Genomic DNA, 17,886 nt, shown 5'->3' with positions numbered 1-17,886 from the left:
GACATCGCGGTCACATCAGCGTCACATCAGCATCACATCACCGTGGCAAACCCGACAATCGCGCCGACCATCACCAGCGCGCCGATCAATCCGAACACCGCCTCGCGCGGGAAATCGTAGCTGCGCCAGTTGGGCAGGTCGCTGTCAGGATCGATCCCGGTCGCCAGCGCCCACAGGGCCAATCCGGCCAGAACCGCGCCGCCCGCGTAGAACAGGTTCGGGGCCGCATCGAACCACCGGCCGAACGCGGCCTTAAGCGGGCGCAGCGTGGTCACGGCAACAAAGCCGATAAACAGGAGATTGGCCGCGATAAGCCGCCAGCGCCGGGCGGGATCCATCGGCTGGCTCTCCTCGCCAACCTCCGCATCGAGCACCGGCGAGTTGTCGTCGCGCAGCAATGTCACCGTCGACCAGATCAGCGCCCCGGCAACCAGCACGAAAATCAGCCCGTCACTCTGGTACCAGGCGCCGACCAGCCAGATCGCGCCCAGCACCGCCGACATCGCGAGATCGAGCGGCAGCTGTTCCCGCTCTTCCTCGCTCACCGCATCGGGCAGATAGCCATCGGGTTCATCGTCCCACGTCAGCGCCTCGTAATCGCCCGAAGCAATCCGCTGCCGTTTGCGCCAGCGATGCAGCAACACATGCCGGTCACGAAACAGGTAGATGCCGAGCGTCAGCGCAGCCCCGCCCGCTGCGCCAAGTGCGGCGGTCAGCAAGGCCCCTGTGGTCAAGAGTTCAGGCGCGAACATCAGCGGCTTGGGTGCCACCATACCGCCCGAATTTCTAGTACGATCGCAAGCGGGGGCGTTTAGGCGAGCATCCCGCCGAGGAATATGCCGAGGCCCAGAGCGGCCGCGCCAACCACGGCCAGGATCGGCGCCTGCTTCTTGGCTTTGGCCGCTTTTTCCGGATCGCTGATGAGTTTCTCTGCGCCGAACATCATGATCATGCCGGCGGCCAGCAATCCAATTCCGCCATAGGTAAGCATTCTGTTTCTCCCCGTGTCCGGCCGCAAATGCTGCGGCGATACCGGAGACTTTCCAGCAGGTGCAGGAGGCTTCGCCCATGCCATAAATCTGGCCCCGGCGGGGTTCGGGCGCATCCCCGGCAAGCCGGTAAACCGGCCGTTCCATGACCCGTGGCTCAGCTTCGGCGAGTCGAGGAACGATGACGCTTCAAGCCCGTTAGTATAGTGTAACCCATTCAACAAAAAGGAAAAACATGTTTGAGAAGCTACGCATCAAGGAACATATGGAAGTCACCAATTCGAAGGGTGAGCACGTCGGCACAGTCGATGCGGTGCAGGACGAAGCGATCAAGCTGACCAAGTCGGACAGCATGGACGATATGCACCACTTCATCGCCCTGAGCGATGTCGACCGGTTGGATGACAACCGCATCTACCTCAAGGAGGATGCACGTATTCCGGAAGGTCTCGGGAACAAGGCGATGGCGGACGCCTGACACCTCCGCACCTGCAACTCGCCTGTCGGATTGGTCCGGCGGGAGGGTCGGCACCCCCCGGCAGCTCCCCTTTTACAGGGTCGAGCGCCGGGGTTTTTCGTGTTCAGCCGTCATGTTTGAGCGAAACCGAAACTATCCCTGCAGGCTGACAGATCATCAGTGGGGAGACGGGTCGAGCGGATCCGCCTGCCCGCAGGGTCCGGCTAATACCCCGCCCTGACGAAAGCCAGCAAAGCGAGGACACAGCCGAAGAACGAGAGCAACGGTCCTGCGGTCAAGGCGGTGCGCTTGTTCGCATTGTCGGGCCAACGCCCGGCAACGCCGATTATGCCGACACCAGCACTGAGCAGGATCGCGCCCATATTGAGCAACATGAAAAGTCTCCCGTCGCGATGGTCGAACTGACCGCTGCGATGAGAGCCTTGTGCCTTGTCGACAGGGGCTCAGGCTACGCCATGGATATGGCGCATGGCACTGAAAGTCATGCCGGAAATATGGCGGATGTTGCTGACGGGAGGAACGCGCAGCTAACCCTGCTTGAAAACGAGCAGCGCGACCATGAACAACATCATGGCCGCGCCGTACATCATCCGCTTGTTCGCTTGTCCGCGTGCGCCCTGTTTCATCAGAACCGCCCCGCGCCAGACGTTCGCCAGCGCAAGCACAGCGGCAATGATGATGCCAATCAGATAGAACTGATCGGGGTCCATCAGCGCTGGATCACTGGCAGCTCAGGCATTCCTCGTAATCGGTCTGTTCGCCTGCGCCTGCGGCCAGTTCGAACTTGGCCGCATCGGCCGTGTTGTCCGCTTCCACCCCGCCGGCAAAGCCAGCGCGCTGGACCGACTTCGAGCGGAGATAATAGAGCGACTTGATGCCCTTTTCCCACGCCTGAAAGTGCAGCATCATCAGGTCCCACTTGTCGACATCGGCCGGAATGAACAGGTTCAGCGATTGAGCCTGATCGATAAACGGTGCGCGATCGGCGGCGAATTCGAGCAGGTAACGCTGGTCGATCTCGAAGCTGGTCTTGAACGTCGCCTTTTCCTCGTCCGTGAGGAAATCGAGATGCTGGACCGAGCCGCCTTTCTCGAGAATCGAGTTCCACACATTGTTCGAATCCTTCGACTTCGCGCGGAGGACTTTCTCAAGATACGGGTTCTTGACCACGAAGCTGCCCGAGAGCGTCTTGTGGGTGTAGATGTTGGCCGGGATCGGCTCGATGCAGGCGCTGGTGCCGCCGCAGATGATGCTGATCGACGCGGTCGGCGCGATTGCCATCTTGCAGCTGAAACGTTCCATCGCGCCCATTTCTTCCGCATCGGGGCAAGCGCCGCGTTCCTGCGCGAGCAGCAGCGAGGCCTCTTCCGCCTTGCCGCTGATGTGCTTGAACATCTTGAGGTTCCACACCTTGGCCATGGTGCCTTCCATCGGCAGGTCTTTCGCCTGCAGGAAAGAATGGAAGCCCATTACGCCAAGGCCGACCGAACGTTCGCGCATCGCGCTGTATTTGGCGCGCGCCATTTCTTCCGGTGCGCGGTCGATATAATCCTGCAGGACATTGTCGAGGAAGCGCATGACGTCTTCGATGAAGGTCTTGTCGCCGTTCCACTCGTCCCATTTTTCCAGGTTCAGCGAGCTGAGGCAGCACACCGCCGTGCGGTCGTTGCCCAAGTGGTCGATGCCCGTCGGCAGGGTGATTTCCGAACACAGGTTGGAGGTCGAGACCTTCAGGCCCAGTTCGCGGTGATGCTTGGGCATCATGCGGTTCACTGTGTCGGAGAAGACAATGTAGGGCTCTCCGGTGGCGAGGCGGGTTTCAACCAGCTTCTGGAACAGGCTGCGCGCGTCGACTGTGGCGCGCACTTCGCCGGTCTTGGGCGATTTGAGATCGAATTTCTCGCCCGCGCGAACCGCTTCCATGAATTCGTCGGTCAACAGCACGCCGTGGTGCAGATTGAGCGCCTTGCGGTTGAAATCGCCGGAAGGTTTGCGGATTTCGAGGAATTCCTCGATCTCCGGATGGCTGACATCGAGATAGCAGGCCGCCGAGCCGCGCCGCAGCGAGCCCTGCGAAATCGCCAGCGTCAGGCTGTCCATCACGCGAACGAACGGGATGATCCCGCTGGTCTTGCCGTTGAGGCCGACCGGCTCGCCAATGCCGCGAACATTACCCCAATAGGTACCGATGCCGCCGCCCTTGGAGGCCAGCCAGACGTTTTCGTTCCAGGTGCCGACAATGCCGTCCAGGCTGTCGGACACGGAATTGAGATAGCAGGAAATCGGCAGGCCGCGCGCAGTGCCGCCGTTCGACAACACCGGGGTCGCCGGCATGAACCACAGCCGTGAGATATAGTCGTAGAGACGCTGCGCGTGCTCCTGATCGTCGGCATAGGCATCCGCGACGCGGGCAAACAGGTCCTGGAAGTTTTCGCCCGGCAGCAGGTAGCGGTCGATCAGCGTTTCCTTGCCGAAATCGGTCAGGTTCGCGTCACGGCTTTCATCGGTGGTGATGGTGAAGCGGCGGTCGTTGACCTTCTTGCTGTCTTCATCGGGCCCGGTCGAACTGCTTTGGGCAGCCGCCTTGGCCACCGTGCCCAGCGCTTCAGCCATGGCTTCGCCGGCCTTCTCGGCCACCAGCTCGTCAGAACCCTTGTCTGCCTTGTCCATGCTTACCGCGACCTTCTGTTTTTCCGGTGCTGAAGTGATGTCTGTGTCGGTTGCATTGCTATCCTGATCGAGCCCCATGGCTTCGTCGTCCCCGGTCCTGAATTCCATTTATACGCCCCGCCTTTATTCAACACCGCGCTGTGCCCGATGTTCCTCATCCGTTCGATTCGGCGGGATGTGTCCCACCTAGCATTTTTTCAGGTTCCAGATGGAGCATTACTTCTCCCCCACCTATCCACAGGAGACCGAATCTCTCTGCCGCCACGCCTTAGGCGCGATCGCCAAAACAACAAGGTCTAGTAGGTGCCCCCGGGACCCGAACCACTAGATACTGAATCAGACCGGTCTCAGGTGCAATAGGGTAAATCGCAATTAACCGTGTTCCGGTCCGGTGTATTAGCTTGCTGCAACGCAGCGACGCGCCGGAAATCCTAGGCTTGCGGACCACGCAAGCCCAAAAATGAATCCGTGAAAAAATTTATATGCGGAAAATGGGTATTGCAGGGGTTTGAATCAAACGAATCCTGTGACGCAATTTTCGAATCCGCGCACATTGGGGCAAAGGGCCCCGACATTCACATTCCGGCCCGAATCGCTACGCAGCACGGCCGGCACGAAAGGACCATTCATGTTCAACATTATCGGCGCCATCTTCACCGGACTGATTGTCGGAGCACTGGCGCGCTGGTTTTATCCCGGCGCTGTCGAGATGGGCTGGCTTGGGACCATTGCTCTGGGCATCGGCGGCTCGCTGCTCGCCGGTCTGCTGGCCCACCGCGGGCGAGAGGGATTCAATCGCGCGGGCTGCCTTGCTTCGATTCTGGGCGCGATGGCGCTGATCCTCGCGGCGCGGCTTATCGGCTGGGGCGAGTTCTAAGCCGCGCTTGTGCCGCCAGCTTTGCCGGCCGCCGTTTTCGCATGCTCTGCAATTGCATCGGCCATCGGATCGACCAGTTCGAGCGGCAAATCGTGGCCCATGCCGGGAAAGGTCTTCAGTCGCGCGCCCGGAATATGCGCCGCCGTATCCTCCCCGCCCGGTAGCGGGACCAGCGGATCGGCTTCGCCATGGATGACCAGGCTCGGCACTTCCACCGCCTTCAGCCGCTCGCGGCGGCATCCGTCGGCGACGATCGCCGCCAGCTGGCGCGGCATGCCTTCGGGATAGGTGCTGCGCCGGATAGTGCTGAGAATGTCGCTGCGCAGCCGCTCGTCGCTCAACGGATAATCCGGACTGCCGATGGTCCGCCAGAGCGACATGCCGTGTTCGACCAGCACATCTTCTTCCATCGATTTCGGCCGCTGGGTCAGCGCCTTCATCGCTTTCGGTGTCGCTTGCGGCAGTTTGCGGTTTCCGGTGGTCGACATGATCGAGGTCATCGAAGCCAGGCGGTTCGAATGTTCGATCGCCATGGTCTGGACGATCATCCCGCCCATGCTCGCGCCGACAACATGCGCACGTTCGATGTCCAGCGCATCCAGCAGGCCGATCCCGTCTGCCGCCATGTCGCTGAGCGTGTAGGGTGATCGAATTGGCAGCCCGAGCTTGCTCCAGATCACCATCTTGAGAATGCCGGGACCCTTCACCCCGTCGAACTTTTCGCTCAGCCCGATGTCGCGATTGTCATAGCGGATCACGCGGTGGCCGCGCGCGACCAGCGCGTCGACCAGTTCCATCGGCCACAGCGTCATCTGCGCGCCGAGACCCATCACCAGCAACACAGGCGGCGCCGCCGGATCGCCGTGCTCGTCATAATGGATCTGCAATCCGTTCGCTTGGGTCGTGGGCATGGTCTCTCCGCGGTTGCGCGTGGCTCAGTTCTCGTCCGGTTCTACCGCACCGACCGGTATCAGCAAACTGTTCCCGTCGAAATCTTCCTCGTCCGCGCATTCGGTCCGCACCAGCTGCACCGGCGCGAACCCTTGCGGGCGTCGCGCAAAATCATCGGCAGCGTAGCTGCAGGCGGCCGAGACGAATCGCCGCAGCGCGAATTGTTCGCGTGTGCTGATTGATTCGAGGCGCGGATAGTCGGGGATGGATGCGGCCAGCAGGCTGGATGAGAATGCCGTGTAAGCGATTGCATCGACCTTCGGCAGGACAAAGCGTTCGCCGCCTTTGTAGATCAGTGACACAGCACCCATGCTTTCCAGCACCATCGGCGGCCCGGCCCAATGCGTTCCGCCCGATGCCGCCCGCCATGGTACGCCGCCGCGTTCGCGCAGCACGTCAAAGGCATTGGCAAACGCGATCCCGTCATCCCGCTTGATAATCTTGCGGTCGCCATCGGCGGTCTCACCGAATTGCGTGGTGATGTGGACCGAATCGACGTGCCACAGCATCTGCTCGCGGGTTTCGAGATTGGTCGCGACAAGGAACGTCTCGTGCCGCGCGTCGAAATGCGAACCGAGATTGTCGGTCGTCGTGCGCAGCGCGAAGAATTCCGTCTCGCTCAGGCCGAAGGGCTCGTCCTCGACCTGCATCACAGTGGGCGGAGTTGCGCCGACCGGGCTGGCTGCAAACAAGGCAACTGCGCCTGCCAAGGCTGCCAGCCGCTTCACGGCACCAAGACCGTATCGCGCGCGACATCGTCGGTCTCCGGGTAGTCGAGCGTGAAATGCAGGCCGCGGCTTTCCTGGCGGGCGAGCGCGCTGTTCACGATCAATTCTGCGGATTGCAGCAAATTGCGCAATTCGATCAGATCGGTGGTGACGACGAAGTGACCGTAGTAATCATCCACCTCCGATTTCAGCAGTCTGATCCGGTGCGCCGCGCGTTCCAGCCGCTTGGTGGTGCGCACGATGCCGACATAATTCCACATGAACCGGCGGATCTCCGTCCAGTTCTGCTTGATCACCACCTCTTCATCGGAATCGGTCACGCGGCTTTCGTCCCAATCCTTGATCGCCGGCGGCTCGGACAGATCGGCCCAGTTCGCGAGAATGTCTTTCGCCGCTGCCTCGCCGAAGACGAAACACTCCAGCAGGCTGTTGGAAGCCAGCCGGTTCGCGCCGTGTAGCCCGCTTTCCGTGCACTCGCCCGCCGCCCACAGGCCCGGCAGGTCAGTGCGCGCGTCGAGCCCGACAACGATCCCGCCGCAGGTGTAATGCTGCGCCGGGACGACCGGGATCGGCTGCTTCGTCATATCGATGCCGAGGCCCATCAGCTTGTCGTAGATGGTCGGGAAGTGTCCCTTCACGAATTCCGGCGATTGATGGCTGATATCGAGATGGACATAGTCGAGCCCATAGCGCTTGATCTGATCGTCATTCGCCCGCGCGACGATATCGCGCGGTGCCAGTTCCATCCGATCAGCGTCGTAATCGGCCATATAGCGATGGCCGGTTTCCGGATGCAGCAGATGGCCGCCTTCGCCGCGCACCGCCTCTGTGATGAGGAAATTCTTGACCTCCAGATTGTACAGGCAGGTCGGGTGGAACTGCATCATCTCCATGTTGGAGACACGGCAGCCGGCGCGCCACGCCATGGCGATGCCGTCCCCCGTCGCACCGCGCGGCGCGGTGGAGAACAGATAGACCCGCCCTGCGCCGCCCGCCGCCATGATCGTTGCCTTGGCCAGATGCTTCTCAACCTTGCCGGTCGCTTCGTCGAGCGCATAGGCACCCCACACCCGGCCTTCGCCGGAGAATTTCTCCGCATTGCGCCCGGTAATCAGGTCGACACAGGTGCGGCCCGGCAGCATGGTGATGTTGTCGTTTGCGTCTGCCGCCTTGAGCAGCGCTTCCTGCACCGCCCAGCCGGTCGCATCGTCGACATGGACGATCCGGCGGTGGCTGTGACCGCCCTCGCGGGTGAGATGGAGATCGCCGCTTTCCCGGTTGAACGGCACACCCAGTTCGATCAGCCGGTCGATCGAAGCCGGGGCGTTCTCGATCACGAACTCGACCGTTGCGCGATCGTTGAGGCCCGCGCCCGCAATCATCGTATCGCGAATATGATCTTCGAATGTATCGCCTGCATCGAGCACAGCGGCGATGCCGCCCTGCGCCCATGCGGTCGAGCCGCCGGTAAGCGACCCCTTGGCCAGCACCAGCACTTTCTTGTGCTCGGCCAGCGCCAGCGCTGCGGTCAGCCCGGCGGCGCCGGAGCCGATGATCAGGACGTCATAATCTGTCGTTGCTTGATTCATGCGTCTCTCATCTAGAGTTGGCTCGCGTTTCCGGCTTCGAACAGCTTCAGATCGCGGTCGTGAATCCCGAAGCGCTCCCAGTTCGCGCGCCATTCAGCCAGATGCTCGGATGCGAAATGGGCGTCGAGCGCTTCACGGTCACGCCAGATCTCCGCAACATGGATCAGCCCGGGCTCTGCCACATCCTCCGAATAGGCATAGGACACGCACCCCTCCTCTTCGCGGCTGGCCTCGATCATTTCCTGCATCGCGAAACGCGCATCGTTGAGATTTTCCGGCGGCATCCGGACTGTGCCGAGAACAATCAGCATTACGAAGTCCCCCCGGATATCTCGCTGGTCAGGGAGACGAACACGTCTTCCAGATCGGCTTCGCGGGTCGTCACATCTTCGATCGTGTAGCCATGGCTCTGGATGATGGTCAGTACCTGTCCGGCACTCATCACGTCGCGATTGTAAGTGATCTCCAGCGTGCGCGGGTCGATCACTTCAGCCTTGGTGAAGCCTTCCTCGACCACAGGTCCGGCGAAATCCTTGTCCACGCTCACCCGGACAATTTTCTCCCGCGCCATGCCGATCAGTTCCTGCGTCGGCTTGTGCGCGATCAGCTCTCCGTGATTGATGATGGCGATTTCGTCGCACAATTCCTCGGCTTCCTCGAGGTAATGGGTGGTCAGGACAATCGTCACGCCTTCGGAATTGAGCTCGCGCACCAGTTCCCACAATTGCGTGCGCAATTCCACATCGACTCCGGCGGTCGGTTCGTCGAGCACGAGGATCGGCGGCGTGTGGACCATGGCCTTGGCGATCAACAGGCGGCGCTTCATTCCCCCTGAGAGGGTCCGCGCGTAGGCGTCACGCTTGTCGCTCAGCCGCACCGCTTCGAGCAATTCCTCGCTCCGCCGGTCCGCCTTGGGGATGCCGTAAAAACCGCCCTGGTTCTCCAACACTTCGAACGGAGTGAAAAACGGATCGAACACGATTTCCTGCGGCACGATCCCGATCGATCGCTTGGCGTTGCGCCGCTGGCTGTCGATATCGAAGCCCCAGATTTCAGCGCTGCCAGAAGTCTTGGTGACCAGCCCCGCAAGGATGTTGATCAGCGTCGATTTGCCCGCGCCATTGGGGCCAAGCAGGCCGAATATCCCGCCCTGCGGCACGTCGAAGCTCACGCCTTTCAGCGCCAGCTTGCCCTCTTCGCCCTTCGCCCCGGCATAGCGTTTGACAAGATTTTCGATGCGAATGGCGGGCGTATTGGTCATGTGCAGCGCAGTAGGCATTTCCAGCGCCGCTGCAAAGAGGGATGCAAACTGCTGCGACGTGCTGCGACCTGCTGCGAAGTGTCGAGGAGGCGTTGCGAATCCGCACATATCCCACTATCGGCCTGTCCATGAGCATTGCACCGCCCGAAGTGATCAAAACCACGTCCCGCCGCGTTAGCTGCGACGGCGCAACCGGCATTCGCGGCCCGAGAGACGGGAGCGGGACTTACCGCCCCGCCGCGCTCGGCCACCCGAAAATCTATCTCGAGATAGACGAACATGGCTATGTCGATTGCGGCTATTGCGACCGGCGCTTCGTGCTCGAAGGCGGACCGGCAGACGGTGCCGACCAGGCGAGCCTGCCGGATATTTCCGAAGGCGGCGATCCGGGTCACCGATAGGCAGCAGCCGTCGGGGCCGCTATGGACCAATCCATGACCGCACCCGATCCCCGCAGCCTGCTTTATGGCACCGGCCTGACTCCCGAAGACGCGCAGCGCGTTACAGCGGATGTACTTTCCCGCTGCGACGACGGCGAGTTGTACCTCCAGCATTCGTCCAGCGAGAGCTTCGTGTTCGACGACGGACGGCTGAAAGCAGCCGATTATTCACGCGATTCCGGTTTCGGCCTGCGCGGCGTGTCGGGCGAGATGACCGGCTTTGCCCATGCCAATGAAATCAGCGAGACGGCGATCCGCCGCGCCGGTGAGACGCTGCGACTGCTCGACCCTGCGGCGGGCAGCAAAGCCGCCCCACCGCGCCGCAGCAATCGCCATCTCTATACCGATGCCAGTCCGCTCGATCTGGTGACTTTCGAACAGAAAGTCGCTCTGTTGCAGACGATCGACGCTGTCGCCCGCGCGAAAGATCCGCGGGTGTCGCAAGTATCCGTTTCGCTGCTGGGCAGCTGGAGCGTGATCGAAGTTGTCCGCCCCGACGGTTTCATCGCGGCCGATATCAGGCCTCTCGTGCGGCTGAATGTCTCGATCGTGGCGGAAGCAAACGGCCGGCGCGAGCGCGGCAGCCATGGTTTCGGAGGCCGTTATCTTTACGACCGTTTGTTTGACGAAACCGCTTGGCGGCACGGCATCGACGAAGCTGTCCAGCAAGCCTTGGTCAATCTGGACAGCGTCGACGCGCCCGCGGGTGAGATGCCGGTCCTGCTGGCACCCGGCTGGCCCGGAATTATCCTGCACGAGGCCGTCGGCCATGGTCTGGAAGGCGATTTCAACCGCAAAGGCACCAGCGCCTTTTCCGGCCGGATCGGAGAGCGGGTTGCAGCGGCTGGCGTGACAGTGGTCGACGATGGCAGCTTAACCGACAGGCGCGGTTCGCTCAGCATCGACGATGAGGGCACGCCGACGGGAGAGACCGTCCTGATCGAGGATGGTCTCCTCAAAGGATACATGCAGGACCGGCTCAACGCGCGGCTGATGGGCACCCAGCCAACCGGCAACGGCCGCCGCGAGAGCTATCAGCACGCGCCGATGCCGCGCATGACCAACACTTTCATGCGCGGCGGGACGGATGATCCGGCAGAACTGCTGGCACGGATGAAGCGCGGCATCTTCGCCAAGAGCTTCGGCGGCGGGCAAGTCGATATCGTCTCGGGCCGCTTCACCTTCTCCTGCACAGAGGCTTATCTGGTCGAGGACGGCAAGATCGGCGCCCCGATCAAGGGCGCGACGCTGATCGGCGATGGGCCAAGCGTGTTGACCAAAGTCGAAGGCATCGGGAACGACATGGCGCTCGATCAAGGCATCGGCGTCTGCGGCAAAGGCGGGCAAAGCGTGCCGGCAGGGGTAGGCCAGCCGACATTGCTGGTCGGCGGGCTCACCGTCGGTGGAACCGCCTGACCGCTGCAACAGCCTTCGCCGGTCTGCAATCGGCCATCCGCCTGCCGCATGGCAATGAATGGGGCAGGACTGCCACCACCTTTGTTCTCGGCTGCCTGGCTGTCGCGCTGGCCGGTCACTTGTCGGGCCTCGCCGGCTGGCAACCTGTACCGCTCTCGCTGACAATGTTCGGCATCGCCATCGTGTTGCTGATTGTCCCTTCCCTGTTCGAGGAACTGCTTTTTCGCGGGGTGCTGCATCCCGCGCGGCAAGCTCGCCATCGCCTTTCAAGGATACTTCTCGCGGCGGGGTTGTTCGTCCTGTGGCATCCGCTGCAATTCTGGACCGGCCTCGGTCCGCCCTGGTCGTCGCTGTTTGCTGCACCCGATTTTTTGCTGACAGTTTCAGTTGCCGCTCTGGCGCTCGGCATTCTGCGCGAGGTTTCGGGATCGATCTGGCCCCCGGTGGCGTTGCACTGGGTAATGGTTTGCGGATGGAAATTCGCGTTCGGCGGTCCATTCTGAGCGAGTCAGGCGCAATTCAGACAAGTGTGCTAACTTGATCACCTGAGGAATTGAACCATGAAACACGCCCTCCCGCTGACATTGGCCGCCGCACTGCTGGCTGCGCCCGCTTTCGCCGACGAACCGGCCCAATCCGAACCGGCCCAATCCGAAGCTTCTGAACCGACCGCCGGCGAGATCGAGCTTGCCGAAATGCTTGAAGGCCGCGTCGCCGGTGAGCCGGTCAAATGCCTGCGCCGCAGCCAGCGCGACAGCTTGCGGGTTGTCGACCGCACCGCGCTTGTCTTCCGGGACGGCAACACGCTGTATGTCAATCGCCCGAATGGCGCGCGCTTCCTGGATAACTGGGACGTTCCGGTTTTCCGCCAGTTCACGTCCAGCCTGTGCCGGCTCGATCAGGTCGAACTGCGCGACCGGACAAGCTTGATGCCCGGCCCGGTGCTTTTTCTCGGCGATTTTGTGCCTTACACCAAACCCGCGAAGGAAGGTTGATCACATGAAATTCACGACCACCGCATTCGCCGCAGCGGCCGCCGCCTTGCTGGCGGCTCCGGCAATCCAGGCTGAAGATCACTCCGAAGGCGCGATGACCGAAGGTCAGATCAAGCTGGAAAAACTGCTCGAAGGGCGTGTTGCCGGCGAACCGCAGAGCTGCATTCGCATGTTGCGCAATGTCGATCTGACGATCATCGATGAGACCGCTCTGGTCTACAAGAGCGGCGGCACGCTTTACGTCAACATCCCGCGCAACGCAGAGGACATCGACGACCGTGACACGCTGGTCACTCGGCGCAGCTCCAGCAGTCTGTGCCGGACCGATATCGTCACAACGCAAAACAGCATGAACGGCTTCTACACCGGCAACATCATGCTCGGTGATTTCGTGCCTTACCGCAGAGCCGATAGCTAAGTAGCGTGAGCTAGCCTCCTGACGCAGCGGCCTTGCGGCGTTTCTTCTCCGCCGCTTCGGCTTGCTTGCGCTCGAGATAGGTCAACCGCCCTGCGTCTGCGTCCATCTCCAGCGGGTAAACGTCCCACCGGCGCGAGTTCGAGGGCTTTTCCAACATATAGGCAAGCACGATCTTGCGCCCGTCGGAGCGCAGGTTGATCGAGCCATAAACCGTGACGTTGGTTTTCTTCTCGTCCTCTTCCAGCCTGGCGATCTCGGCTTCCTGTGCTGCGCGCCGTTCGGGATCGTCGATCGCCGTCAGCTCTCCGCGCAGCTTTGCCGCCTGAAACCACGGCGTATCTTCGCGCTTGGTAAACTCGAGCGTGCTGCGAGACAGTTCGGTCGAAAAAATCAGCGGCCGTTCGCCGCGGCCATGCAGCCCGATCGCGCCCAGCGTGTCGCAGCGCGGATGCGCGTGGCTTTCCTCGTCACCGCTCGAAATTACTGTCGCCGCCGGATTGATCGCTGACAGGAACAGGTCGGTGAAATCTGCGCTGCCATGGTGGCAAGCCTTCGCCACATCGGCACCGTAGCGCGTTCTGACAGTCTGGCGCACCGCCGCTTGTCCCGCTTCGTCGAGATTCTTTGGGTCGACATAGGGCCCGCCCGAAGCCTGCGTCATCAGGAAACATTCCGCCGGACTGTTGAGATCGCCGCCGAACAGCAGCGTGACATCGCGGTATCTCAGCCGGAGCAGGACCGAGTGGCCATTCTTGGTCTTGCCGCTGTCCATGCTGGTGGTTTTGGGTGCCGGGTTCTCACCGAAGGTCCGCAAGCGCGGCGTTCCGTCGCTGGCCGGCTCGACCACCGGACCGACAATCTCGATCTCGCACTCGGTCGCATTGGCAGGGGCGAAACCGGGCAGGTAGCTGCGCCCGCCGGACAGCTCTCCATGGATGGTCGAAAGCATCGCAATATCGGGGAAGCGGCGCTCTCCGTTTTCGTGCAGGCTGGTGCGCGCGGTCTCAAGCAGGTCGGGATATTTCTTCGGCCTCCCGCTGCTGTTCTTCACCCACCGGGTCCGGTTGTCGAGCATCGCCGACAGGGCCGCATCGTCGGTACACAGGTCGACGATATAGCTCTGCCCGGCGCTCGTTTCGCGCTTGCCCAGCAAATGGTCCTTCGATGTCAGCTGATCGCCATCGGATGATGTCCCGAACTGTTCGACCACGCCATTGTGCCAGATGTGGCTCGCGTGGACAGCGCCGTCCTCGATCAGGCGGCGGAACCCCTCGTAATGGTCCATGTCCGGATGCGTGATGATCAGCCCGTCGAAATCGGTGTGTGCCTTTTCGAAATTGCGGAACCGCCAGCGCAAATAACGGTACATGTTTTCGCCTTCGCCGGCATCGATGACATATTTCTTGTCATCCGGCGTCACCAGCAAGGCACCGTCGCCCTGCCCGACATCGACGAACACCACTTCGAGCAGCCGCTCGCGCTCAAGATCTTCGGGATGCATATAGCCCGAGACCCCGCGCACCCGGACCGGCACCATTCCGGCTATCAGATCGCGCAGGGCGTCATGTTCATCGCTGGTGAGAGGCGGGTCGAGTGCGTGACCGGTCCCGTCGGCGATAAAATCGTCGTCGGTGACCTGTGTCCAGTCGCCCCACAGCAAGTGCTTTGCCTTGCTCAGCGTCAGCTTCTTCTTCGAATTGCGCGTTACAATGTGAACGTGCGCGGTCGGATACCCCGCATAGGCGGTGTCACCCGGATGGAATTCATCGGCCATGGCAGATCCCCCGCTGCCGTTGTGCCCTCATCGGCCGCTGGCGTAGACCACGCGCACGAGTCGCACCAAATGGCTGCGACCTATCCCTTCGCCATGCCGTTCATACGCGCGAGAATATCATCCGCTTCACCCATGATCCGGTCGATCAGTTCCTGGCAGGTCGGGATATCGTTGATCAGGCCCGCGACCATGCCGCAGCTCCACGCACCGGCATCCATGTCGCCTTCGGTCATGATCCGCGGATAGACCCCGGCGACCTGTTCGATCACGTCTTCGAACTTGAGATCGTCGCCCTTTTCCTTCTCGATCCGGAGCAATTCCTCGACCGCGTCATTGGTCATCACCCGTTCGGTGTTGCGCAGCGGACGCATGACCAGCCGCGTGTCGAGCTCCGAAGCGGCGACGATGGCGGCTTTCACATTCTCATGCACCGGCGCTTCCTTTGTCGCGATGAAACGCGTGCCCATGTTCATGCCTTCCGCACCCATAGCGAGGCTGGCGATCAGGCTGCGTCCGTCGGCCATGCCGCCCGATGAAACGAACGGGATTTCCAGTTCATCGGCCGCGCGTGGCAGCAGGATGAAGTTCGGGATGTCGTCTTCGCCCGGGTGGCCGCCGCATTCGAAACCGTCGACCGATACCGCATCGCAGCCGATCGACTGGGCCTTCAGCGCGTGGCGCACCGCAGTGCATTTGTGAATCACCTTGACCCCGGCATCCTTGAAGAAGGGCAGCACCTGCACTGGGTTGTTGCCCGCCGTTTCGACCACTTTCACCCCGCCATCGATGATCGCTTTGACCAGCCCGGGATAATCCGGCGCGTTGACCGTCGGCAGGAAGGTGAGGTTCACACCGAACGGCTTGTCGGTCATGTCCTTGCAGCGCGCGATCTCGTTGGCGAGCTTCTCCGGCGTGCCCAGGGTCAGCGCGGTAATAATGCCCAGCCCGCCCGCGTTGGAAACCGCCGAAGCCATTTCGGCAAACCCGACATAGTGCATCCCGCCCTGGATAATCGGGTGCTTGATGCCGAACATTTCGGTGATGGCGGTTTTCATGAGGCTTTCTCCCTGTCGCGATTCGTTGTCCGCCTTCGGGCTGCAGGGTTTCGCCGCCGGGCGCAAGCGTGACGCAACGGAAACAGGGTTGCGTGTGCGTATTTTCCTAATTAGGAAACTATCTATGGAAAAGGCGTTCAAGGCTCTTGCCTCTACCCCGCGGCGGCGCATCCTCAACCATCTTGCCGGTGGTCCGATGACAGTTGGCGAGATCGCGGCGAAATTCGACATGGCGATGCCTTCGATCTCCAAGCATATCGCCATACTGCACAATGCCGGCCTGCTGCACCGCCAGAAACGCGGACAGGAAGTGATCTATTCGATCGCTGCCGACCGGCTGGCAAACAATCTCTATTCTTTCCTCACCCCGTTCTGCCCCGAGGCCCGCGCCCTCGCGACCGAACGCAAACTGCAGCGCGAAGACTTGAGGGAGGCCGAATGAGCGCAATGTCAGGCGAAGCAGCCAGCGGCGCGTTCAAGGTGAACTCGCTGAACGGGCTCGACACCGCAAGCGCAGCGGCAGGCCATGTCGCATGGGACTGGCCACGTTCGCTGTGGAACACCGCTATGTTCTCCGGAGCAATTGCTCTCGGCCCGCTGTTCTTCAGCTGGAGCGCCTTGGCCGTGTTCCTCGCGCTGTCTGCGGTAACCCTGTGCATGGGCCATTCGGTCGGATTTCACCGGCGCATGATCCATCGCAGTTTTGATTGCCCAAAATGGCTCGAGCGAATGCTGGTCTATGCCGGTACGCTGGTCGGCATGGGTGGCCCGATCTGGACAGTTCGCCTGCATGACACGCGTGACTGGGCGCAGCGTCAGCCCGATTGTCACTGGTTCATGCGCCACGGCAAACCATTCCTGCTCGAGGGATTTTACTACCTGAATTTCCGGATTGTGCTCGACCACCCTCCACAGTTCGATCCGGGACCGGAGATTGGCGAGGATCGATTCTATCTCTTCCTCCAGCGCACCTGGATGCTGCAGCAATTGCCGCTCGCTGCGCTGCTCTTCTGGCTTGGCGGTTGGCCATGGGTTGTGTGGGGCATCTTTGTCCGGGTGGCAGCCTGCGTCTCGATGCACTGGTGCATTTCGTATTTCGCACACACCGGCGATCCCGATGACTGGTCGGTCGACGGGGCGGCGATCCAGGCTTCGAATGTCTGGTGGCTGGCGATCCCGACCATGGGCGAGGCATGGCATTCGAACCACCACGCCTTCCCCGCCTCCGCCCGTCACGGGATCTACAAGGGACAGATCGACCTTGGCTGGAACTTCGTCCAGCTGCTCGAAAAGCTCGGCCTCGCATGGAATGTGAAAACGCCTGACAACCTGCCCGCGCGCACTGGCCTGACCCCCGTCAGCCAGCGCGCACTCGAAGCTGTTGGCCATGAACAGGCTGAACTCGCACGGCAGCCTGCCGAGTAGCGTCTACCTTTTTGGTTTGAGTAGCTTGTCGGGCCGGATGCGGCGGGCTTCGCCGAACAGCGAATAGGTCTTGTTGACGTAGTTCGACACGTCGACGATCGAGTCGAGATACTTCTCCAGTTCCTCGGTCATTTCCTGTTCGACGAGCCGCACATGCGCGCCCGGATTTTCAGTCTCGAAACGGACGTAGAACCATGGCTCGCCGCGCTTCAGCTTGAGCGGTTTCGACAGGTCGTGCCATTCGAAGCCCCAGCTCAGCGGGCGCGGCCAGATGTGGACCGGGAAGCGCCCACCCATCTGCAGACCCGGGCGCTGCTCGGGCAGCCAGTCGAGATAGGGTGGAGTTTGAACCACGTAGCACGGCTCGTCCGCCACGAACACATAGGGCGCGACGATCTGGATAATAGGGCGTTCGGGATGGCGCCATTCGCTTTGCGGGTGGAGCATCATCATGTTCGCGCGGCCCTGCGGACGCATGCCCGATTTCTCGCCATCGGCGTCGATCATCTGCAGCTGGCCGTTGGGCTGCTTCTGGAAAGACAGGTTGATGTCGATCGGGCAGGGAATGACGAAGTGCCGCCGGTCGAAATCGATCGCCGCCGGGCACACCTGTACCGATTTCGCCGAGGCCGGCTTGGGATCGTTGCGGCTGAAGGGTTTGGGCGCGGACCAGATCGCGTCGCCGCCCTGCGGGAAACGCACTGTCCAACCGACCGTTACCGAGCGCGACTTGCCCTTCGCATCGCCCTCGCGCCGATCGGCATCTTCGGCAAATTGGTCTTCCCAGCTCATTCTTCCTCCGGCCCGATGGCATTTGCGT

The 17,886-nt window shown here is 61.6% G+C and carries 22 protein-coding genes; 9 read left to right on the top strand and 13 right to left on the bottom strand.

Annotated features, from left to right (window positions below):
• Positions 1-32: 32 nt before the first annotated feature.
• The gene (locus E0502_RS07580; protein WP_204517931.1) at positions 33-770 is read right to left on the bottom strand and encodes a hypothetical protein; all 738 of its coding nucleotides are present in this window, start codon (positions 768-770) and stop codon (positions 33-35) included.
• A gap of 41 nt (positions 771-811) precedes the next feature.
• Positions 812-991 (bottom strand): hypothetical protein, encoded by a 180-nt coding sequence (locus E0502_RS07575; protein WP_137677290.1) that lies wholly within the window; start codon positions 989-991, stop codon positions 812-814.
• A 233-nt stretch (positions 992-1,224) separates the two neighbouring features.
• Between E0502_RS07575 and E0502_RS07570 the strand changes: the two genes are divergently transcribed.
• The gene (locus tag E0502_RS07570; RefSeq protein ID WP_137677289.1) at positions 1,225-1,467 is read left to right on the top strand and encodes a DUF2171 domain-containing protein; all 243 of its coding nucleotides are present in this window, start codon (positions 1,225-1,227) and stop codon (positions 1,465-1,467) included.
• A gap of 203 nt (positions 1,468-1,670) precedes the next feature.
• On the opposite strand, the gene E0502_RS15080 is transcribed toward E0502_RS07570, so the two are convergent.
• The 3 genes from E0502_RS15080 to E0502_RS07560 all read right to left on the bottom strand — a co-directional run bounded on the left by E0502_RS15080 (position 1,671) and on the right by E0502_RS07560 (position 4,137).
• Positions 1,671-1,841 carry a hypothetical protein gene (locus tag E0502_RS15080; RefSeq protein ID WP_161593727.1) on the bottom strand — a complete coding sequence of 57 codons (171 nt, stop codon included), beginning with the start codon at positions 1,839-1,841 and terminating at the stop codon, positions 1,671-1,673.
• 153 nt (positions 1,842-1,994) lie between these two features.
• Positions 1,995-2,177 carry a hypothetical protein gene (locus E0502_RS07565; RefSeq protein ID WP_137677288.1) on the bottom strand — a complete coding sequence of 61 codons (183 nt, stop codon included), beginning with the start codon at positions 2,175-2,177 and terminating at the stop codon, positions 1,995-1,997.
• Between the two features lie 10 nt (positions 2,178-2,187).
• Entirely contained in the window at positions 2,188-4,137 is a 1,950-nt protein-coding gene (locus tag E0502_RS07560; protein WP_420813491.1) for a ribonucleoside-diphosphate reductase subunit alpha, read from the bottom strand.
• Between the two features lie 628 nt (positions 4,138-4,765).
• On the opposite strand from E0502_RS07560, the gene E0502_RS07555 reads away from it, so the two are divergent.
• Complete coding sequence (locus tag E0502_RS07555) at positions 4,766-5,014, top strand: GlsB/YeaQ/YmgE family stress response membrane protein (protein ID WP_137677286.1); 249 nt, start codon at positions 4,766-4,768, stop codon at positions 5,012-5,014.
• On the opposite strand, the gene E0502_RS07550 is transcribed toward E0502_RS07555, so the two are convergent.
• Genes E0502_RS07550 through E0502_RS07530 form a run of 5 tightly spaced genes read right to left on the bottom strand, consistent with a single transcriptional unit; the run spans position 5,011 to position 9,543 of the window.
• Positions 5,011-5,925: an alpha/beta fold hydrolase gene (locus tag E0502_RS07550; RefSeq protein ID WP_137677285.1), complete on the bottom strand. Its 915-nt coding sequence runs from the start codon at positions 5,923-5,925 to the stop codon at positions 5,011-5,013. The two genes, E0502_RS07555 and E0502_RS07550, sit on opposite strands and share 4 nt — an antisense overlap.
• A gap of 24 nt (positions 5,926-5,949) precedes the next feature.
• Positions 5,950-6,693, bottom strand: coding sequence for a hypothetical protein (locus E0502_RS07545; RefSeq protein ID WP_137677284.1), 744 nt, complete (start codon positions 6,691-6,693; stop codon positions 5,950-5,952).
• Complete coding sequence (gene nadB / locus E0502_RS07540) at positions 6,690-8,282, bottom strand: L-aspartate oxidase (protein WP_137677283.1); 1,593 nt, start codon at positions 8,280-8,282, stop codon at positions 6,690-6,692. The genes E0502_RS07545 and nadB overlap by 4 nt, the downstream gene beginning before the upstream one ends.
• An 11-nt stretch (positions 8,283-8,293) precedes the next feature.
• Complete coding sequence (locus E0502_RS07535; protein WP_137677282.1) at positions 8,294-8,593, bottom strand: putative quinol monooxygenase; 300 nt, start codon at positions 8,591-8,593, stop codon at positions 8,294-8,296.
• Complete coding sequence (locus E0502_RS07530) at positions 8,593-9,543, bottom strand: ABC transporter ATP-binding protein (RefSeq protein WP_137677281.1); 951 nt, start codon at positions 9,541-9,543, stop codon at positions 8,593-8,595. Before E0502_RS07530 ends, E0502_RS07535 begins: the two co-directional genes overlap by 1 nt.
• A 128-nt stretch (positions 9,544-9,671) precedes the next feature.
• On the opposite strand from E0502_RS07530, the gene E0502_RS07525 reads away from it, so the two are divergent.
• From E0502_RS07525 to E0502_RS07505, 5 genes are all read left to right on the top strand, one after another.
• Entirely contained in the window at positions 9,672-9,944 is a 273-nt protein-coding gene (locus tag E0502_RS07525; RefSeq protein WP_137677280.1) for a zinc-finger domain-containing protein, read from the top strand.
• 33 nt (positions 9,945-9,977) lie between these two features.
• Entirely contained in the window at positions 9,978-11,399 is a 1,422-nt protein-coding gene (gene tldD, locus E0502_RS07520; RefSeq protein ID WP_137677279.1) for a metalloprotease TldD, read from the top strand.
• Positions 11,400-11,518: 119 nt separating this feature from the next.
• Positions 11,519-11,902, top strand: coding sequence for a CPBP family glutamic-type intramembrane protease (locus tag E0502_RS07515; RefSeq protein ID WP_137677278.1), 384 nt, complete (start codon positions 11,519-11,521; stop codon positions 11,900-11,902).
• A 57-nt stretch (positions 11,903-11,959) separates the two neighbouring features.
• Positions 11,960-12,394: a hypothetical protein gene (locus tag E0502_RS07510; protein ID WP_137677277.1), complete on the top strand. Its 435-nt coding sequence runs from the start codon at positions 11,960-11,962 to the stop codon at positions 12,392-12,394.
• Positions 12,395-12,398: 4 nt separating this feature from the next.
• On the top strand, positions 12,399-12,812 hold the full coding sequence (locus E0502_RS07505) for a hypothetical protein (protein ID WP_137677276.1): 414 nt from the start codon (positions 12,399-12,401) through the stop codon (positions 12,810-12,812).
• 10 nt (positions 12,813-12,822) lie between these two features.
• On the opposite strand, the gene E0502_RS07500 is transcribed toward E0502_RS07505, so the two are convergent.
• Positions 12,823-14,586: a ComEC/Rec2 family competence protein gene (locus E0502_RS07500; protein ID WP_137677275.1), complete on the bottom strand. Its 1,764-nt coding sequence runs from the start codon at positions 14,584-14,586 to the stop codon at positions 12,823-12,825.
• A gap of 80 nt (positions 14,587-14,666) precedes the next feature.
• Positions 14,667-15,641, bottom strand: coding sequence for an NAD(P)H-dependent flavin oxidoreductase (locus tag E0502_RS07495; protein WP_137677274.1), 975 nt, complete (start codon positions 15,639-15,641; stop codon positions 14,667-14,669).
• Between the two features lie 124 nt (positions 15,642-15,765).
• Here E0502_RS07495 and E0502_RS07490 point away from each other — a divergent pair, with 124 nt between their 5' ends.
• Entirely contained in the window at positions 15,766-16,083 is a 318-nt protein-coding gene (locus E0502_RS07490) for a metalloregulator ArsR/SmtB family transcription factor (RefSeq protein ID WP_161593726.1), read from the top strand.
• Positions 16,080-17,066, top strand: a complete 987-nt coding sequence (locus E0502_RS07485) for an acyl-CoA desaturase (RefSeq protein ID WP_137677272.1) — start codon at positions 16,080-16,082, stop codon at positions 17,064-17,066. Before E0502_RS07490 ends, E0502_RS07485 begins: the two co-directional genes overlap by 4 nt.
• A gap of 3 nt (positions 17,067-17,069) precedes the next feature.
• Here E0502_RS07485 and E0502_RS07480 read toward each other — a convergent pair whose 3' ends face one another.
• Complete coding sequence (locus E0502_RS07480; protein ID WP_137677271.1) at positions 17,070-17,858, bottom strand: hypothetical protein; 789 nt, start codon at positions 17,856-17,858, stop codon at positions 17,070-17,072.
• Between the last annotated feature and the right edge of the window lie 28 nt (positions 17,859-17,886).

The organism is Parerythrobacter lutipelagi (genome assembly GCF_005434975.1).
Lineage (GTDB): Bacteria > Pseudomonadota > Alphaproteobacteria > Sphingomonadales > Sphingomonadaceae > Parerythrobacter_A > Parerythrobacter_A lutipelagi.
Note: the sequence above shows the minus strand (reverse complement) of the source record. Positions and strands in the feature narration are given on the sequence as shown.

Excerpts from the sequence above, each read along its gene's own strand:
- E0502_RS07575 (WP_137677290.1), bottom strand. The coding sequence starts at position 991 with ATGCTTACCTATGGCGGAATTGGATTGCTGGCCGCCGGCATGATCATG.
- E0502_RS07570 (WP_137677289.1), top strand. The coding sequence starts at position 1,225 with ATGTTTGAGAAGCTACGCATCAAGGAACATATGGAAGTCACCAATTCG.
- E0502_RS15080 (WP_161593727.1), bottom strand. The coding sequence starts at position 1,841 with ATGTTGCTCAATATGGGCGCGATCCTGCTCAGTGCTGGTGTCGGCATA.
- E0502_RS07565 (WP_137677288.1), bottom strand. The coding sequence starts at position 2,177 with ATGGACCCCGATCAGTTCTATCTGATTGGCATCATCATTGCCGCTGTG.
- E0502_RS07560 (WP_420813491.1), bottom strand. The coding sequence starts at position 4,137 with ATGGACAAGGCAGACAAGGGTTCTGACGAGCTGGTGGCCGAGAAGGCC.
- E0502_RS07555 (WP_137677286.1), top strand. The coding sequence starts at position 4,766 with ATGTTCAACATTATCGGCGCCATCTTCACCGGACTGATTGTCGGAGCA.
- E0502_RS07550 (WP_137677285.1), bottom strand. The coding sequence starts at position 5,925 with ATGCCCACGACCCAAGCGAACGGATTGCAGATCCATTATGACGAGCAC.
- nadB (WP_137677283.1), bottom strand. The coding sequence starts at position 8,282 with ATGAATCAAGCAACGACAGATTATGACGTCCTGATCATCGGCTCCGGC.
- E0502_RS07535 (WP_137677282.1), bottom strand. The coding sequence starts at position 8,593 with ATGCTGATTGTTCTCGGCACAGTCCGGATGCCGCCGGAAAATCTCAAC.
- E0502_RS07530 (WP_137677281.1), bottom strand. The coding sequence starts at position 9,543 with ATGACCAATACGCCCGCCATTCGCATCGAAAATCTTGTCAAACGCTAT.
- E0502_RS07525 (WP_137677280.1), top strand. The coding sequence starts at position 9,672 with ATGAGCATTGCACCGCCCGAAGTGATCAAAACCACGTCCCGCCGCGTT.
- tldD (WP_137677279.1), top strand. The coding sequence starts at position 9,978 with ATGACCGCACCCGATCCCCGCAGCCTGCTTTATGGCACCGGCCTGACT.
- E0502_RS07510 (WP_137677277.1), top strand. The coding sequence starts at position 11,960 with ATGAAACACGCCCTCCCGCTGACATTGGCCGCCGCACTGCTGGCTGCG.
- E0502_RS07505 (WP_137677276.1), top strand. The coding sequence starts at position 12,399 with ATGAAATTCACGACCACCGCATTCGCCGCAGCGGCCGCCGCCTTGCTG.
- E0502_RS07500 (WP_137677275.1), bottom strand. The coding sequence starts at position 14,586 with ATGGCCGATGAATTCCATCCGGGTGACACCGCCTATGCGGGGTATCCG.
- E0502_RS07495 (WP_137677274.1), bottom strand. The coding sequence starts at position 15,641 with ATGAAAACCGCCATCACCGAAATGTTCGGCATCAAGCACCCGATTATC.
- E0502_RS07490 (WP_161593726.1), top strand. The coding sequence starts at position 15,766 with ATGGAAAAGGCGTTCAAGGCTCTTGCCTCTACCCCGCGGCGGCGCATC.
- E0502_RS07485 (WP_137677272.1), top strand. The coding sequence starts at position 16,080 with ATGAGCGCAATGTCAGGCGAAGCAGCCAGCGGCGCGTTCAAGGTGAAC.
- E0502_RS07480 (WP_137677271.1), bottom strand. The coding sequence starts at position 17,858 with ATGAGCTGGGAAGACCAATTTGCCGAAGATGCCGATCGGCGCGAGGGC.